Source organism: Streptomyces bullii, assembly GCF_042657145.1.
In the GTDB taxonomy this organism is placed as follows: domain Bacteria; phylum Actinomycetota; class Actinomycetes; order Streptomycetales; family Streptomycetaceae; genus Streptomyces; species Streptomyces bullii.
The window spans coordinates 572,952-588,562 of the sequence record NZ_JBHSNY010000001.1; the positions used below are offsets into that span (position 1 = coordinate 572,952).

Annotated in this window: 15 protein-coding genes; 6 read left to right on the plus strand and 9 right to left on the minus strand. The window is 71.0% G+C overall.

All coding sequences use genetic code 11. The annotated features are described in order from the left end of the window. The first annotated feature begins 2 nt into the window (after nucleotides 1–2). The 6 genes from ACFPZJ_RS02610 (at nucleotide 3) to ACFPZJ_RS02635 (ending at nucleotide 6,795) form a co-directional block, all read left to right on the plus strand. On the plus strand, nucleotides 3–1,331 hold the full coding sequence (locus ACFPZJ_RS02610) for an O-antigen ligase family protein (protein WP_381016532.1): 1,329 nt from the start codon (nucleotides 3–5) through the stop codon (nucleotides 1,329–1,331). Then, a complete protein-coding gene (gene murJ, locus ACFPZJ_RS02615) occupies nucleotides 1,328–2,998 on the plus strand; it encodes a murein biosynthesis integral membrane protein MurJ (RefSeq protein WP_381016533.1) in 1,671 nt (556 codons plus the stop codon). The genes ACFPZJ_RS02610 and murJ overlap by 4 nt, the downstream gene beginning before the upstream one ends. After that, nucleotides 2,982–3,749, plus strand: a complete 768-nt coding sequence (locus ACFPZJ_RS02620; protein ID WP_381016535.1) for a polysaccharide deacetylase family protein — start codon at nucleotides 2,982–2,984, stop codon at nucleotides 3,747–3,749. Before murJ ends, ACFPZJ_RS02620 begins: the two co-directional genes overlap by 17 nt. A gap of 9 nt (nucleotides 3,750–3,758) precedes the next feature. Continuing rightward, the gene (locus ACFPZJ_RS02625; RefSeq protein WP_381016538.1) at nucleotides 3,759–4,952 is read left to right on the plus strand and encodes a glycosyltransferase; all 1,194 of its coding nucleotides are present in this window, start codon (nucleotides 3,759–3,761) and stop codon (nucleotides 4,950–4,952) included. A 101-nt stretch (nucleotides 4,953–5,053) separates the two neighbouring features. Further along, entirely contained in the window at nucleotides 5,054–5,656 is a 603-nt protein-coding gene (locus ACFPZJ_RS02630; protein WP_381017289.1) for a YveK family protein, read from the plus strand. Further along, a complete protein-coding gene (locus tag ACFPZJ_RS02635) occupies nucleotides 5,653–6,795 on the plus strand; it encodes a GNAT family N-acetyltransferase (protein WP_381016540.1) in 1,143 nt (380 codons plus the stop codon). The genes ACFPZJ_RS02630 and ACFPZJ_RS02635 overlap by 4 nt, the downstream gene beginning before the upstream one ends. Before the next feature lie 29 nt (nucleotides 6,796–6,824). Here the strand turns inward: ACFPZJ_RS02635 and ACFPZJ_RS02640 are convergent, their stop codons facing one another. The 9 genes from ACFPZJ_RS02640 to ACFPZJ_RS02680 form a co-directional block, all read right to left on the minus strand. Then, nucleotides 6,825–8,195 (minus strand): glycoside hydrolase family 26 protein, encoded by a 1,371-nt coding sequence (locus ACFPZJ_RS02640; protein ID WP_381016543.1) that lies wholly within the window; start codon nucleotides 8,193–8,195, stop codon nucleotides 6,825–6,827. Nucleotides 8,196–8,461: 266 nt separating this feature from the next. Continuing rightward, complete coding sequence (locus tag ACFPZJ_RS02645) at nucleotides 8,462–9,739, minus strand: LPXTG cell wall anchor domain-containing protein (protein WP_381016544.1); 1,278 nt, start codon at nucleotides 9,737–9,739, stop codon at nucleotides 8,462–8,464. Nucleotides 9,740–10,638: 899 nt separating this feature from the next. Then, nucleotides 10,639–10,884, minus strand: a complete 246-nt coding sequence (locus ACFPZJ_RS02650) for a hypothetical protein (RefSeq protein WP_381016547.1) — start codon at nucleotides 10,882–10,884, stop codon at nucleotides 10,639–10,641. 247 nt (nucleotides 10,885–11,131) lie between these two features. Then, a complete protein-coding gene (locus tag ACFPZJ_RS02655; RefSeq protein WP_381016549.1) occupies nucleotides 11,132–11,392 on the minus strand; it encodes a hypothetical protein in 261 nt (86 codons plus the stop codon). Between the two features lie 268 nt (nucleotides 11,393–11,660). Continuing rightward, a complete protein-coding gene (locus ACFPZJ_RS02660; RefSeq protein ID WP_381016551.1) occupies nucleotides 11,661–11,912 on the minus strand; it encodes a hypothetical protein in 252 nt (83 codons plus the stop codon). Between the two features lie 236 nt (nucleotides 11,913–12,148). Then, on the minus strand, nucleotides 12,149–12,397 hold the full coding sequence (locus tag ACFPZJ_RS02665; RefSeq protein ID WP_381016552.1) for a hypothetical protein: 249 nt from the start codon (nucleotides 12,395–12,397) through the stop codon (nucleotides 12,149–12,151). 232 nt (nucleotides 12,398–12,629) lie between these two features. Then, a complete protein-coding gene (locus ACFPZJ_RS02670) occupies nucleotides 12,630–12,878 on the minus strand; it encodes a hypothetical protein (RefSeq protein WP_381016554.1) in 249 nt (82 codons plus the stop codon). Between the two features lie 202 nt (nucleotides 12,879–13,080). Beyond that, on the minus strand, nucleotides 13,081–13,422 hold the full coding sequence (locus ACFPZJ_RS02675; RefSeq protein ID WP_381016555.1) for a hypothetical protein: 342 nt from the start codon (nucleotides 13,420–13,422) through the stop codon (nucleotides 13,081–13,083). Nucleotides 13,423–13,618: 196 nt separating this feature from the next. Then, nucleotides 13,619–15,538, minus strand: a complete 1,920-nt coding sequence (locus ACFPZJ_RS02680; protein WP_381016558.1) for an AMP-dependent synthetase/ligase — start codon at nucleotides 15,536–15,538, stop codon at nucleotides 13,619–13,621. Nucleotides 15,539–15,611: the final 73 nt, after the last annotated feature.

The following is a 15,611-nucleotide window of genomic DNA, read 5'->3' on the forward strand; positions in this document are numbered from 1 at the left end:
CGGTGAGACACGCACGCGCCCTGCCGGCCGCTCGCGGGCTGATGCCCGTCCTGCCGGTGATCGCGGTGATCGCCCTGCTGGCGCTGCCCGTCGCGCCGGGCGGCGAGGGCGGCTGGACTCCCGCCGACGCCGCCTCCGGTGCCGTCGTGCTGTGCTGCGCCGTACGACTGCTGCACCGCCGGCGACGCCCCCTGTCGCCGACGGCCGCCGTGGTGCTGGGCCTGCCCGTGGTGGGGATCGCGGTCGCGGCGGCGGGAGCCGGGGAGCCCGGCGCGGCGGTCACGGGATTCTCGCGCTACCTGCAGATCTTCGTACTCGTGCCCGCGGCCGTCATGCTGCTCGTCCGCGACCGGCGCGACGTGCGGCTGCTGGCCTGGTCGGTGGTGGCGCTCGCGGTGTGGCAGGGGGCCGTCGGGGTGCACCAGTACGCGACCGGGACGGGCGCCTCGTACATGGGCCAGGAGATCCGGGCGGTGGGCACCTTCGGGCCCGGGGACGTCACGGGGATGGCGACCGTGGTCGGGTTCGGACTGGTGTGCGCGGTGGGTCTGGCGCTGGTACCGGGGCCCGTGCGGCAGCGGGTGTGGGCCGTGGTGTGCGCGGTGCTGCTCCTCGTGCCGCTGGCCGTGTCCTTCAGCCGCGGCGCGTGGATCGCGACGGCCCTCGCCTGCGCGGCGCAGCTGGTGCTGGCGGGCCTGCGGCGGGCCGTGGCGGTGGGCGCGGCCGTGGCCGCCGCCGCCGTGGTTCTCGTCGGGGGGTTCGGCATCGGGTCCGCCCTGCTTCAGGAGCGGTTGAGCAGCATCGGACAGGTCGCCGACGCCCCGGACCAGTCGGTGACCGACCGGTACACGATGTGGGCGGCGGCCTCCGACATGTGGCGCGAGCGGCCGCTCACGGGCGTCGGCCTCAAGGGCTTCCCCGACCACCGCGACAGCCACGCCTCACTGGCGCTGTCCTCGGGCAGCGACGTCGAGGGCGCGGGGATGGAGTACCGGAAGCAGCCCCTGCTGTCGCCGCACAACATGTACCTGCTGCTGCTCGGTGAGCAGGGCCTGACCGGGCTGCTGGCGCTGGCGGGGAGCTGGCTGGCGCTGCTGGTGCTGGGGTTGCGGAGGCTGGTCCGCGCCCGCAGGGCGCGGGACGCCGGTCTCGACTGCGGGCTCGTCGCCTGCGGGCTGCTGGTCTGGCAGCTGACCGACTTCGCGTACGCCGACATCGGCGGGCCCTCGACCGTCCTCACCGCCGTCTGCCTCGGGCTGACGGCGTGGTGGGCGCTGGCCCGTCCGGAGCCGGCCGCATCCGGTCTCTCCGGGGAGGCCGCGGCACGATGACGCTCACACCCCCGCGGGCAGAGGACACCACGGTCGCCCCGGCACGCCCCGGCCCGGACACAGCCGGCCCCCCGAACACCCAGGAGACCGCAGGCACCACCTGTGTCTCGCGCGGCTTCCTGGCCAGGGCCGCGTTCGTCACCGTCGTCCTCTCGCTGGCCGGTGCCCTGCTGGGCCTCGGCCGGGACCAGGCGCTGGCCCATCTGTTCGGGGCCGGGACCGAGACGGACGCCTTCCTGGTCGCCTGGACGGTGCCGGAGTTCGCGTCGACGCTGCTGATCGAGGACGGCCTCGCCTTCGCCCTGGTACCGGCGTTCAGCGCGGTCGTGGCCCGCCGCGCGCGGGGCGGCCCGGGCGATCCGGTGCGCGCCCTGGTCCGCGCCACGCTGCCCCGCCTGGCCCTGGCGTGCGCCGTGGTGTCGGCCTTGCTCGTCTGGGGGGCGCCGTACCTGGTCCAGGTGCTGGCGCCGGGGCTCCCGGACCCCGGGCTGGCGGTGGACTGCACCCGCCTGACCGGCACCTGCGTCCTGACCTTCGGTCTCGCCGGCTACTGCAGCGCGGCCCTGCGCGCGCACCGCCGTTTCGTCGCGCCCGCGGCCATCTACGTCGCCTACAACACCGCTGTGATCACGGCGATGTTCGTCCTCGGCGGCCGGTGGGGCGTACGGGCTGCGGCGGTCGGCGTCGCGGTGGGCGGGGCGCTGATGGTCGCCACCCAACTGCCTTCTCTGCTGCGGGAGTTGCGTCGCAGGCGGACGCCCCCAGGGAAGCAGGTGACGGACTCCCCGGCGGTGGACCGGCGCGCCATGAACCTGGCCCTCGTCGTCACCGTCCTGCTGTTCGCCCTGTGCCGCCAGTCGCAGGTCCTCATCGAGCGCTTCCTGGCCTCCACGCTCCCCGCCGGCGCCATCTCGCATCTGAACTACGCCCAGAAGGTGGCCCAGATGCCGATGGTCGTCGCCCTGATGCTGTGCACGGTCACCTTCCCGGTGGTGTCGCGGGCACTGGCCGAGGGCGACACCGAGCGGGCCCGTGACCGCGTCGAGCGCGATCTGCGGGCGGTGTCGGGTCTCGTGCTGCTCGGCACCGCGGCCGTCGTCGCGTGCGCCCCGCAGCTCGTCCACCTCCTGTTCCAGCGGGGCGCTTTCACCGCGCAGGACACCGCGGCCACCGCCGCCGTCATGCGGGTGTACGCCCTCGGCCTGCTGGGGCACGCCCTGGTGGGAGTGTTCGTCCGGTCCTACTTCTCGGCGGGGCGGCCCACCTGGTACCCCGTGGCCGCGATGGCCGCCGGGATCGTCGCCACCGCGTGGATCGGCGCGGGGGCGGTCGGCTCGTGGGGCGTGCTGGGAATCGCCGCGGCCAACGCGGTCGGCATCACCCTCACCGCCCTGATCCTGCTGCACGGCATGGAGACACGCGGCGTGCCGGTCCGCGTCCGGCCGCTGCTGGCCGCGTTGGGCAGGCCGCTGCGGGCGGCGGTGGCCGCCTGCGGCGTGGGCGCGCTCTGCGCGAGCCTCGTCGACTCCCCCGTCCTCGGGCTGGCGGCCGGTGGCACGGCCGTGACCGTCGTCTTCCTCCTGCTCGCCCGGAAGCCGGGCGGACAGCGCCTGGCACCCGCACTCCACACCGTCACCCGGAGGCTCTCCCATGCTCGTTTCCGCTGACCGCGGCCCCTCGGCCGCCCCCGCAGCCGGCACATCCCGGCGCCGAACGGGCCCGGCGCCCTGGGTGGCGATGTACCACTCCGTGGACGACTGCTCCGACGACCCGTACCGCATCACCGTCTCCCCCGGCCGCCTCGACCGGCAGCTCGGCTGGCTGCGCCGCCGGGGCCTGCGCGGCGCCGGGGTGCACGAGCTGCTCGCCGCGCGCGCCCGGGGAGAGGGACAGGACCTGGTGGGCCTGACCTTCGACGACGGGTACGCCGACTTCGTCACGCACGCCCTGCCGCTGCTGCGCCGCCACGGCTGCGGCGCCACGCTGTTCGTGCTGCCGGGCCGGCTCGGCGGCGAGAACGCCTGGGACCCGTGCGGCCCGCGCAAGCCGCTGCTGTCGGCCGAAGGCATCCGGCAGGCCGCCGCCGAGGGTGTCGAGATCGGCTCGCACGGCCTCACCCACGTGGACCTGACCCGGGCCGACGACGCCCTGCTCCGCGCCGAGGTCAGGGACAGCAGAGCAGCGCTCCGCGACGTGCTCGGCACGGACGTCCACGGCTTCTGCTACCCGTACGGACGGGTCGACCACCGCGCCGTCGACGCCGTGCGGGATGCGGGCTACAGCTACGCCTGCGCCACCGAACCCGGCGACCTGTCCGGCGTTCTCGCCCTTCCCCGCGTGCATGTCGGCGAACGGGACACGGCCTGGCGGCTGCGGCTGAAGCGCCTGCTGCGCCGCCGCCCCGTCGAGGGAGTGTGAGTCCGCGCGATGCCCGGGTGGAAGGCCCTGCACATCATCACCGGCCTCGGTGTCGGCGGTGCCGAACAACAACTCCGGCTGCTGCTGCGCCACCTGCCCGTCGACTGCGACGTCGTGACGCTCACCAACCCCGGGCCGGTCGCCGAGGGCCTGAGGGCGGACGGCGTCCGTGTCGTCCATCTGGGCATGGCCGGTAACCGCGACGTGTCCGCCCTGCCCCGCCTGGTGCGCCTGATCCGGTCCGGCGGCTACGACCTCGTCCACACCCACCTCTACCGCGCCGGTGTGTACGGCAGGGTCGCCGCGCGCCTGGCGGGCGTCCGGGCCGTCGTGGCCACCGAGCACTCCCTCGGCGGCACCCAGTTGGAGGGCCGCGCCCTGACCGCCGGCGTGCGCGCGCTGTACCTGGCCAGCGAGCGGCTGGGCCACGCCACGGTCGCGGTCTCGCCCACGGTGGCCGACCGGCTCCGGCGGTGGGGTGTGCCCGAGCCGCGCATCGAGATCGTGCCCAACGGCATCGACGTGGCACGCTTCCGCTTCGACCCGGTCGGCCGCGAACGCACCCGCCGCCGGCTCGGGCTGCCCGAGGGCGCGTACGTCATCGGCGGCATCGGCCGGCTCACCGCGGGCAAGCGGTTCGGCGTCCTGATCGAGGCGCTCGCCCGACTGCCCCCCGATCACAGGCTCCTGCTGGTCGGCGGCGGCCCGGAGGAGAACGTCCTGCGGCGCACCGCCCAGCGGGCCGGGGTGACCGACCGGGTGCTGTTCACCGGCGAACGGCCCTACGACCCCGAAGGTTCCCGCGGCCTCGATCTGCCGTCGCTGACCTCGGCCATGGATGTGCTGGCCTCGCCCAGCCCGGAGGAGTCCTTCGGTCTCGCCGTCGTGGAGGGCCTGGCGGCGGGGCTGCCGGTGCTCTACAGCTCGTGTCCGGCCGTCGAGGACCTCCCGCCGCACCTGTCCGCCGGGGCCCGCCGGGTGCGGGGCGGTGCGGAGGCGTTCGCCCGCGCCCTGGCCGAGACCCGCGCCCTGAGCGAGACCCGCGCCCCCGACGAGGCCGGGCCGGGTCGCCCACCGAGCCGCCCGGTCTCCGCCGCCGCCCGCCACTACTGCATCACCCGCACCGCCGCACGGCTGATGGACGTGTACGCGTCCGCCGTCTCCTGCTCGTCCCCGTCGCCCCTGGGAGTGACTCCACGATGACCTCCGACACCGAGACCCAGACGACCCTGTCGAACCCGGCGAACCCGGCGAACCCGGCGACCCCGGCGCCGCCGACCCGTCGGCACCCCGCACGCAGCCGCATGAGAGCGCTGCCGCCGTGGTCCCTGCTCGCGGCCGGCACGCTGGCCGGTGCCCTGGCCGGCGGCGCGTACGGCGCCCTCACACCGCCCGCCTACTCGGCCACGGCGTACGTCGTCGCCGTACCCACCAAGAAGTCGGACCCCCAGGCGGCGCTCGGCTTCGCCCAGGCGTACGGCCGCGTCGCCACTCAGCTCGCGGTGCTCGGGGACGCCCAGGAGGGGGCGGGCGTGCCGGTGCGGACGCTGCTCGAGAACGTGCGGACGGCGACCTCCCCGGACGCCCCCATGGTCGCCGTGACGGCCACCGCCGCACGCCCCGGCCTCGCCGTCGACATGGCCGACGCGGTCAGCCGCGCGCTGACCCGGCACGCCGACCGCGCCAAGGACGCCACGCACGTCGAACTCACACGGTTCTCCCGGGCCGTCAGGCCCACGGAACCGTCGTCGGCGTCCCCGGCGCTGACCGGCCTGGTCGGCGCGAGCGCGGGCGGCCTGCTCGGCGGCCTCGCGCTGCTGGTCCGCCCGCGCCGCGCCCCCGCCGGCGGGGCGCATCCGGCCGTCGTGCCCCACCCGGCCGCCGCCGACGCGCACGGACAGCAGTGAGCGGGGTGCTGCGGGCCCGCGAGGGCACTCTGCGGGTCGAACTGTGCACCGACGACCGGGAGTTCGCGGCACTGGCCCCGGCCTGGGAAAGGCTCTACCGAAGCTGCGACGCGGCGACCCCGTTCCAGAGCCACGCCTGGCTGCACTCGTGGTGGACCTCGTACGGCACACCCGGCCGACTGCGGCTGCTGCTCGTGCGGGACAGCGACACCCCCGGGGAACAGGGAGAACTCCGCGCGGCCGCGCCGCTGATGCTGGTGGTGCGCCCTGTGCCCCGGCTCGTCCCGCTGGGCGGGGCCATCTCCGACTTCGGGGACGTACTGCTCGACGACGGGCACGCCGGCCCCGCGGCGGCCGCCCTCTCCGATGCCCTGTCGGCGGCCGCCGGCACCGCGCTGATCGACTTCCGCGAAGTGCGGCCCGGCAGCGCGGTCGAGCGCGTCTACGAGCAGTGGCGGGGACCCCGTCTGCGCGTGCGCGACTCACTCTGCCTGGACCTGCCCGCCGTGCCGATGGAGCAGTTGGTGGCCCGGCTGCCCGGGGCGAAGGCCCGGCGGGCGCGGGCCAACCTGCGCAAACTGACCGCGCTGGGCGTGACACGCCGGACCGCTCCCCCCGACGAGGTGGGCGCGGCGCTGCGGCGGCTCCTCGCCCTGCACCGGCTGCAGTGGCAGGACCGCGGGGTGACACCGGAGCACCTGCGGGAGCGGTTCGCCGCGCATCTGGTGCGCGGGGTCGGCTCGTTGGTGCGTTCCGGTGACGCCGTGGTCACCGAGTTCCTGCTGGACGGCGAGGTGGTGGCCGTCGACCTGACGCTACTGGCCCCGCGCCTGGCGGCCTGCTATCTGTACGGCGTCCATCCGCTGCTGCGGGAGCGGAAGGCGGACATCGCCGTGATGCTGCTGGACGCCTGTGCCCAGCACACCGTCACCGGCGGGTGCGGTGCGCTGAGCCTGCTGCGCGGCGACGAACCGTACAAGCGCCGCTGGCGCCCCGAGCCGGTGGTCAACCAGCGGCTGCTGCTGGCCCGGCGACGCACCGTCCCGCTGCTGTCGGCGGTCGCCTGCGAGGTCGCCGCACGCAACCGGGGCCGGGAACTCGTGCGCGGGTGGAAGGAACGGGGCGGCGGGAAGGCGTGAGCCGCCCACCGCCTCCGTTCGTCGCGCGGTCACCGGTTGCGCGGCCACCAGTCGAAGCGGACGCAGAGCCGTCCGCCGAACAACTGCTCGACCCAGTCGCCCAGGTTCAGCGATGAGCACTCCGAGCGGAACAGCGGCGCCGACGGGGGCTGGGGCACCGGTGTGGGCAGCGGTTCCGACGTCGGCTGGGGCAGCGGCAGCGGACCGGTCCCGGGCTCGGTACGGCCGAAGAGCGCGGCCCGGTACACCTCGGCCGCCTTCGGGTTCTGCCGGCACTGCCACACGCCGTGCGGGCAGTAGTCGGTGAGCGTGTGGTACAGCGGCTTGTGCTGGTCGATCCAGGCGAGCATGCGCCGCATGTACTCCGCGTTGTCGCCGTTGCGGAACAGGCCCCACTCCGGGAACGAGATGGGCTTGCCGTGTTCCTTGGCGAAGTCGACGTGCTTCTGCAGTCCGTACGGCTCCGTCACCTGCCCGTCGAACGACAGGCCCTGCGGCTGGTCGTAGGTGTCCATGCCGATGATGTCGACGGTGTCGTCACCCGGATAGCACTCCGTCCACGGAACGGCGTCCAGTCCGCGGCTCGGCGTGAAGTCGAACCGGAACTTCTGCCCCGGCACCGCGCGCATGGCGGTGACGATCCTGTTCCAGTAGGCCTTCCAGGCCTGCGGGTCCGGGCCGCACCGATGGGTGTACGTCGTGCCGTTCATCTCCCAGCCGAGTACGAGCACGGTGTCCGGCACCCGCAACGCGATCAGCCGCTCGGCCAGGCGGCGGAAGTGCACGTCGAACTCCCCGGCCGCGCCGCGGCGCAGCAGGGAGCGAACCTCGGCGTCGGAGAGGCGCTCCTCGTTGCGTTCCAGCATGGGCACGTTGAGGACGAACATCCGGTCGGCCTTCTCCCGACGCCAGGCGGCCCAGTAGTCGAGGAAACCGGGGGCACCCTCGATGTTGCTCCAGCGGTCACCCGGCAGGTACGTGTGCCCGACGCGCAGTTCGGTACCGCCCAGCCACTGACTGAATCCGGCCATCAGGGCGACACCGTTGGACCCGTAGTCCAGGTAGGCGCCGAAGGCGGGTTGCGGGGCGAGGGGGACGGGCGGCGCGGACGGTACGACCGTGCCTGCCGTCGCGGACCCAGCGGGCGCGGGCGATGTCGGTACGGGCGATGCGGATACGGGGGCTGTCACCTGGGGCGTCGGCGGCACGGGCGGCGTCGGTACGGCCGCTGCGGGCGCGGGCGACGTCGAGACCGGCGCTGTCGGCACAGGCGTCCGGGCGGCGTTCTCGGTCTCGGCGCCCACGGCGTGCTCCAGTCCGGTCGACAGGGTGGCCGACGCGAGAAACCCGGCCGCGATGTACACAGGCCATCTTCTGCGGCGGCGTTTCTGAGTCGCCATGGCTGCCCCTTTCTCGCCGGCGGCAGCAGCCGCAGCGTGCGCGCTGCCACCCGTTTATCCGTATCCGCTCCATTGACCAGTCCTATATATGCCCGTATGACTAATGTGGTTCTCTGCCTGAGCTCACTGCGACCACTCGCACGAGTGAGCCAGGGCCGAGGAAAATGAGGTGAATTCGCTGTGCCCCGCGCATTTCACCGCGGGGTGGCCTGCGGGAACGCACTCGGGTGCCGGACGTGGCAACGTCCGGCACCCGGAGTACAGCACTACCGACGGGACGCGGCTCGGCCTCGTCGATACAGGATGACGCCACTGGTCAGCAGCAGCGCGGCCGCGCCCGAGGCCGCGATCGCCTGCTTGCCCACGCCGGTTTCGGGGAGGTGGGGCGGCTCCACCGGGGGCGAGGCCGGCGGCTTCGCCGGTGGCTCGGAGTGCGAAGGGGGCGGCGTCACCGGCGGCTTGTGGGTCGGCGGTGACGTGGTGGGCGGCTTCGCCGGCGGCGTGGTGGGCGGCTTGGTGGACGGTGTGTCGCCGTAGCCGCCCGGTTCCTCGCCGTACCCGGAGTCATCGCCGTAGCCGGAGTCCTCGCCGCGCCCCGAGTCTGCACCGTAGCCGGAGTCCTCGCCGTAGCCGGGGTCTTCGCCGTGGCCGGGGTCTTCGCCATGGCCGGAGTCCTCGCCATAGCCGGAGTCACCGTCGTAGCCGCCGTCGTGCTCGGCACCGGCGTCCTCACCGTAACCGTCGCCGTGCTCGGCACCGGCGTCTTCGCCATAGCCACCGCCGTCCTCGGCGCCGGCGTCCTCACCGTAACCGTCGCCGTGCTCGGCACCGGCGTCTTCGCCATAGCCACCGTCGGCCTCGGCGCCGGCGTCCTCGCCGTAACCGGACTCCTCATCGGAGCTGACGTCCTCGTCATAGCCGGGGTCGGCCTCGGCGCCGGCGTCCTCGCCGTAACCGGACTCCTCACCGGAACCGAAGTCGCCCTCGGTCCCGGCCTCTTCGCCATGGCCGGCGTCACCGTCGGCACCCACATCCTGGCCGTAGCCGGAGTCCTCTTCGGAGCCGGCGTCCTCGCCATAGCCCGAGTCGGCCTCGGCCCCGGCGTCCTCGCCGTAACCGGCTTCCTTCTCAGAGCTGACGTCCTCGCCGTAGCCGGAGTCACCCTCTGCTCCGGCTTCCTGGCCGTAGCCGGCGTCCTCGGCAGAACTGACGTCCTCGCCATAGCCGGAGTCGTCGCGAGAGCCGACGACCTCGCCGTGGCCGGACTCACCGCGGGAGGCGACCGTCTCGCCGGACCCGTTGCCCGCGGCCTGACCGGTCCCGCCGGCACCAGCCGCGGAACTGTTGCCGCCCTGACCCACGGGCCGACGGCCCTCACTGCGGCCGGAGTCGCGGGAGGCGGCGGACGACACCTGCGGCTTCGGGCCGCTGGTGCAGGAGTTTCCGTAGGACGGGGCGGTCGCGGCATCCTTGCCGAGGGACTTGTCACAGGCGTTGACGGACGCCTCGGAGTGCGAGTCCGCGAACGCCGTGATTCCGTACAAGGGCAGGATGCTCGTGGCGGCGGCAGCCACGACAATTCCCCTACTCAGGTTCTTTCGCAATCTCGTCGTCTTCCTGTTCGAAGAAAAGGGAAAGGGCCGGTTGTGCCCGAGGGATCGAGTCCTGAGCCGGCCGGTGCCACAGGCCGGGACCGGGTGGGAGTGCAGGCCACACGCACACCGCAGCATCGCCAGTCATGTACGAGCCATGCAGACTGCCTCCTGCGTGGTGACGAGAGGGCTGGCGCTCTCGTCAGCGTTTCCTCCTCTTCTTACGGCTGTGTCCCGAGACGGCTTCCCGCCTTCCGTAGTTCCGCCTCCGCTTGATCTTCTGGCTGGTCCAGTGATGGGACCCGGTGAAATGCCAGTACTGACAGTCAGAGCATCGGTAGATACGGTCGGGGATTTTCTCCAGTAGCGGCTGCTTGACCAGCCAGAGCCTCGCCTCGGATTCACTGCGGAACGATGCTTTTCCGGTCTCCGGACAACGCGGCAGGATGAGCGTATCAGTCATATTCTCTCCGAAGCGTGATCGACTCACACCCCCCTTGGAGAAGGATGGAGGGATGGGATCGATACTGCATGAGCAGTAATCCTCGGCCAAGAAGGTGACACCCTTACGGGCGAGCAGACATCGGATTTCATCCGAACGGCCTCGTTTGGCGATTGATATGAATGGGACCTGCCGGACGACAGGCGAGCGAACCACCCGAACGGCGGTTCGCGAGTTATCCCCCCACGGAAACACGGCAGCGACCATCAATGAGATGGCCGCTGCCGGTATGTGATCGACTCTGCATCACGGACCCAGGGTGAGTCGGTCGGACTGCTCACTTCTGGCGGCGGCCGTCTCCACCTGCAGGGGATCGTCCCCGAACCAGCCGCCGGAAGAAATGGGCCGATCAGCCGCGCGGGGCGGCCTGCGTGCAGAAGTTGCCGATGTTCGTGATGCTGTCGCCCAGGACGCTGACCGACGGGGCGATCGTGATCGTGGATGCGCGGAACTGCTGCTCGCATTCCAGAGCCTGCGCGTTTCCGACGGTGGTGTCGGAGCCACCGTCGTCGGCAGCCTGGGCGGTCCCGGCGCCCGTCAGGCCGATGCTGCCGACAACGGTGGTCACCAGCATGACCTTCTTGAACCTGCGCATACGGATCTCCATTTTTTCACTCTCGGCCACTACCAACGTGTGGCCACAACCAGCGCAAAAAGGGGAGGTCGAGCTCCAGCTGCCTCGACATCCCCTTGCGCGAGTTTCGGACTCTCCGCCCCGCGGTCCCCTGGCGAACGACATTCGATCAGGGACACAAACGGGGAGAGGGGCCGGGAAGCGGGTCTCGTACCGCGGGTACGAGACCCAGCTCTTCACGGCGTCTTGGAATCAGCCCGTGAGGGGCTCAGTCACCGATCACCGTGCAGAAGTTGCCGGTGTCCGCGTCCAGGTCGCCGGTGCCCGGGGTGACGGTGATGTCGCCGGCTTCGAACGACTGCTCACAGTCCACGACCTGCAGGTTGTCGACGAAGACATCGCCCGGGTACGGACCGTCGTAGCCATTGGCCTGGGCCACGCCGCCACCGACGAGACCCATGCCGCCGACCAGGGCTGCAACAGCCGCGGCCCTCTTGAGCTTCTGCATTCGCATCTCCGATTTCTCCACGCACACGACCCTCCTTACGGACCGTGCCCGAACAATCACTGACGATAACACACACCTCCCTAAACGCCGCATTCCTGACACACCCGAATGAGTGAGATGAATACTCCTATATACGATTTATAGGTATCGAAATCACTGGATCACACCCACGCCCCGCCAAACACCGAAGGCCAGTCGCCGACGAGTTGGGCAGCAAAAAGGACGGCAAGAAGAATCGAGGGGCGGGCTCGCGCCTCCGCGCGAGCCCGCCCCTCAAAGCGTCTTGGAATCAGTCCTCGACAGACCCGATCACCGTGCACTGGTTGCCGGTCTCAGCCTCGAAGTCACCAGCACCCGGCGTGAGGGTGATGTCGCCAGACTCGAACGCCTGCCCGCACTCGACGGCCTGCAGGTTGCCGATGGCGACTGCGCCCGGGTACGGGTCGCCGTCCTTTTCGCAGGCCTGGGCAACGCCGCCGCCGACAAGGCCCATGCCGCCGACCATCGCTGCTACGGCTGCGGCCTTCTTGAGCTTGTGCATCGCATCTCCGATTTCTCCACGCACACGACCCTCCTTACGGACCGTGCCCGAACAATCACTGACGATAACACACACCTCCCTAAACGCCGTATTCCTGGCACATCCGAATAAGCGTCCTCAATACACCCTTTTTAGTGACACGAGAATCACCGGACCACAGAAAGCCGACACGACTAAAACGCAAGGGGCGGGTTTCGCACCTCAGCGCGAAACCCGCCCCTCAAAGCGTCTTGGAATCAGTCCTCGACGGACCCGATCACCGTGCAGAAGTTGCCGGTGTTCGCCTCCGTGCTGCCCTCACCGCCGCCGATGGTGATGGCGCCAGACTCGAACGACTGCTCGCACTCGACGGCCTGGACGTTGTTGACGAAAACGTCGAACGGGTCGTCGTAGTCGTGGCCGCCGGCGTGGGCAATGCCGCCACCGACAAGACCCATGCCGCCGACCATGGCTGCCACCGCCGCGGCCTTCTTGAGCTTCTGCATAACATCTCCGTTTTCTCCACGCACACGACCCTCCTTACGGACCGTGCCCGAACAATCACAGACGATAACACACCCCCCACTAAAGCCGCATTTCTGACACACCCAAATGAGTGTTTCCAAAAGCGCCTCTTTCAGTGATGCGAAAATCGCCTCACTGAAAGCCGGCACGACGAAACTTGAGGGGCGGATTTCGCACCTCAGCGCGAAACCCGCCCCTCAAAGCGTCTTGGGATCAGTCCTCGACAGACCCGATCACCGTGCAGAAGTTGCCGGTGTTCGCCTCGGTGTCGCCCAGGTCCCCGGTGACGGCGATGTCGCCAGACTCGAACGACTGCTCGCACTCGACGGCCTGGACGTTGTTGATGAAAACGTCGAACGGGTCGTCGTAGTCGTGGCCGCCGGCGTGGGCGATGCCGCCGCCGACAAGGCCCATGCCGCCGACCATGGCGGCGACGGCTGCGGCCTTCTTGAGCTTCTGCATAACATCTCCGATTTCTCCACGCACACGACCCTCCTTACGGACCGTGTCCGAACAATCACAGACGATAACACACGCCTCTCTAAACGCCGCATTCCTGATGCACCCGAATGAGTGGCATCAATATTGCTATATATGCTTTAGCGATATGGGAATAACCGAACCGCGTCCGATCGGGTGCGCCCGAGAAAGGAGGAAGGGGCGGTCAGGGGGTGCAGAGCGTGGTGGTCTCACTGTCGGCCTGCAGCGTCGCGCAGGCCTGCGTGACCTTCGGAACGGTGAGAGTGACGCTCTGCTGAACGCCGGCCTGGACGGTCTGCTGCCAGCTCAGAAGTACGGCGCCGTCCGCGCTGAGGCTCACTCCGACGGTCCGCGACGCAGCGCAGCTGATGCTGAGGCTGATTTTGCTGTTCGCCGTGTCGCTGATCTTCTGGATGGCGACCGTACAGGGGAAGGCGCGCTGCGGAGCGGCGTGTGCGGGTGCGGGTGCGGCGGCGACGACGAGCGGTGCGCAGGTCAGCAGCACGGCGGCGGCCGAACGAAGCATGCGGTGAGGCATGGGTCCTCCCGGGCGGTACGGGGACCGACCACGCGCGAGGCGGACGGCACCCATGAGTGCGGCGCCGGAAATGTCCCCTCGGCGCCTTTCGGGAAGATGTGATCACGAGTGGGCGCACTCCGCAACGCACGTGCGCCGACCGGTTGATGACTTCGCCTCAGTGACGGGCGTGTGCGTGTGCCTGTCAGCCGCGGTACAGCGCGTCGATCTCCTCCGCGTACGCCGCCGTGACCGCGTGGCGTTTGATTTTCAGGGACGGGGTGAGCAGGCCGTTGTCCTCGGTGAAGTCGCCGTCCAGCAGACGGAACGCGCGGATGGACTCGGCGCGGGAGACCGCCTGGTTGGCGTAGTCGACGGCCTTTTGGACCTCGGCGCGTATGCGCGGGTCACGGACGACCTCGGACATCGGGGTGCCGGAGGGCAGTTTGCGGACCGCGAGCCAGTGGGCGACGGCCTCGGGGTCGAGGGTGATCAGGACGCCGACGTAGGGCCGGTTGTCGCCGACGACGAGGCACTGGCCGATGAGCGGGCGGCTGCGCAGCCGGTCCTCCAGGACGGCCGGGGAGACGTTCTTGCCGCCGGACGTGACGATGAGGTCCTTCTTGCGGCCGGTGATGGTGAGATAGCCGTCCTCGTCCAGGGCGCCGAGGTCGCCGGTGGTGAACCAGCCGTCGGTGAGGACCGCGTCCGTGGCGGCCGGGTCGTTCCAGTACGAGCCGAAGACGATGCCGCCGCTGACGAGGACCTCGCCGTCGTCGCCGATGCGGACGGCGGTGCCGGGGACCGGCAGGCCCACGGTGCCGGGGCGGGGTGTGAGGGGCGGGACGATGGTGGCGGCCGCGGTCGTCTCGGTCAGGCCGTAGCCCTCGTAGACGAGGATGCCGGCGGCGTAGAAGAAGAGGTTGAGGTCGCGGTCGAGCGGTGAGCCGCCGCTGATGGCGTAGCGCATGCGGCCGCCGAGCTCCATGCGGATACGGCGGTAGACGAGCAGGTCGTACAGGGCCCAGGCGGCGTACAGGCCCGGTCCGGGGCCCTTTCCCCTGCCCAGGAACCTGTTCAGGTGCGCCTCGGCGAAGCGGACGCCGATGCGGTGGGCGCGGTCGAAGGAGGCGCCGCGGCCCATCTTCTCGGCGGTGGCGCGGCCGGTGTCGTGGATCTTCTCGAAGAGGTACGGGACTCCGACGAGGAAGGTGGGCCGGAACGCCTTGAGAGCCGGGCGGAGTTCGTCGGGCTTGATGCTGGGGCAGTGGCCGATCTCGATGCGGGCCAGCAGGCAGGCGATCTGGAGGGTGCGGCCGAGGATGTGGGCGAGCGGGAGGAACAGCAGGGTGGAGGCGGTCTGGCCGGTGACCTCCTTGAAGATGGGGTGGAGCAGTTCGACGGTGTTGGCGGCCTCGGCGTGCAGGTTGGCGTGGGTGAGGACGCAGCCCTTGGGCCGGCCGGTGGTGCCGGAGGTGTAGCAGACGGTCGCGACCGTGTCGGGGGTCAGGGCGGTGCGGCTCTTGGTGACCGCCTCGTCGGGGACGTCCCGGCCGAGGGCGGTGAGGTCGTCCAGCGCGCCGCCGTCGAGGTGCCAGATCCGCGGGGGCTGGGGGTGTCCGGCGGTACCGGTGGTCACGGTGGCGGCGTTCTCGGCGGTCTCCGTGACGACGTACCGGGCGCCGGAGTCGCGGACGATCCATTCCACCTGGTCGGCCGAGGACGTGGCGTAGACGGGCACCGTCTGGCCGCCGGCCGACCAGATCGCGAAGTCCAGCACCGTCCACTCGTAGCGGGTGCGGGACATCACCGCGACCCGACCGCCGGGTTCCAGGCCTGCGGCGATCAGGCCCTTGGCGACGGCGGTGACCTCCTGGGCGAAGGCCGCCGCGGTGACGGGGTGCCAGGTGCCGTGCCGTTCGCGGCGCAGGACCACGGCATCGGGGGCCTGCACCGCGTTGGTGAACGGGATGTCGGCGGTGCTGCCGGTCGTCGGCCGGGGGGCGAGAGGTGCGGCGCGCACCTCGCGTACGGCGCCGTGTGCGTCCCTGACGGTCTCGATCTTCGTGCGGGTGGCCAGATCGGTGCGCTGTTTCGCCCGCTTCAGATCCCTGCGTACGCCCATGACGGCTCCCGGTCGCGGCTGAGGTGACGTGCTGCCGTACTTACTTACTCCAGGGTCAACTTACTCGCGCGTA

Bases quoted from the DNA above. Each gene is read 5' to 3' on its own strand.
- murJ (WP_381016533.1), top strand. From the start codon at position 1,328: ATGACGCTCACACCCCCGCGGGCAGAGGACACCACGGTCGCCCCGGCA.
- ACFPZJ_RS02620 (WP_381016535.1), top strand. From the start codon at position 2,982: ATGCTCGTTTCCGCTGACCGCGGCCCCTCGGCCGCCCCCGCAGCCGGC.
- ACFPZJ_RS02625 (WP_381016538.1), top strand. From the start codon at position 3,759: ATGCCCGGGTGGAAGGCCCTGCACATCATCACCGGCCTCGGTGTCGGC.
- ACFPZJ_RS02630 (WP_381017289.1), top strand. From the start codon at position 5,054: ATGAGAGCGCTGCCGCCGTGGTCCCTGCTCGCGGCCGGCACGCTGGCC.
- ACFPZJ_RS02640 (WP_381016543.1), bottom strand. From the start codon at position 8,195: ATGGCGACTCAGAAACGCCGCCGCAGAAGATGGCCTGTGTACATCGCG.
- ACFPZJ_RS02650 (WP_381016547.1), bottom strand. From the start codon at position 10,884: ATGCGCAGGTTCAAGAAGGTCATGCTGGTGACCACCGTTGTCGGCAGC.
- ACFPZJ_RS02660 (WP_381016551.1), bottom strand. From the start codon at position 11,912: ATGCACAAGCTCAAGAAGGCCGCAGCCGTAGCAGCGATGGTCGGCGGC.
- ACFPZJ_RS02665 (WP_381016552.1), bottom strand. From the start codon at position 12,397: ATGCAGAAGCTCAAGAAGGCCGCGGCGGTGGCAGCCATGGTCGGCGGC.
- ACFPZJ_RS02670 (WP_381016554.1), bottom strand. From the start codon at position 12,878: ATGCAGAAGCTCAAGAAGGCCGCAGCCGTCGCCGCCATGGTCGGCGGC.
- ACFPZJ_RS02675 (WP_381016555.1), bottom strand. From the start codon at position 13,422: ATGCTTCGTTCGGCCGCCGCCGTGCTGCTGACCTGCGCACCGCTCGTC.
- ACFPZJ_RS02680 (WP_381016558.1), bottom strand. From the start codon at position 15,538: ATGGGCGTACGCAGGGATCTGAAGCGGGCGAAACAGCGCACCGATCTG.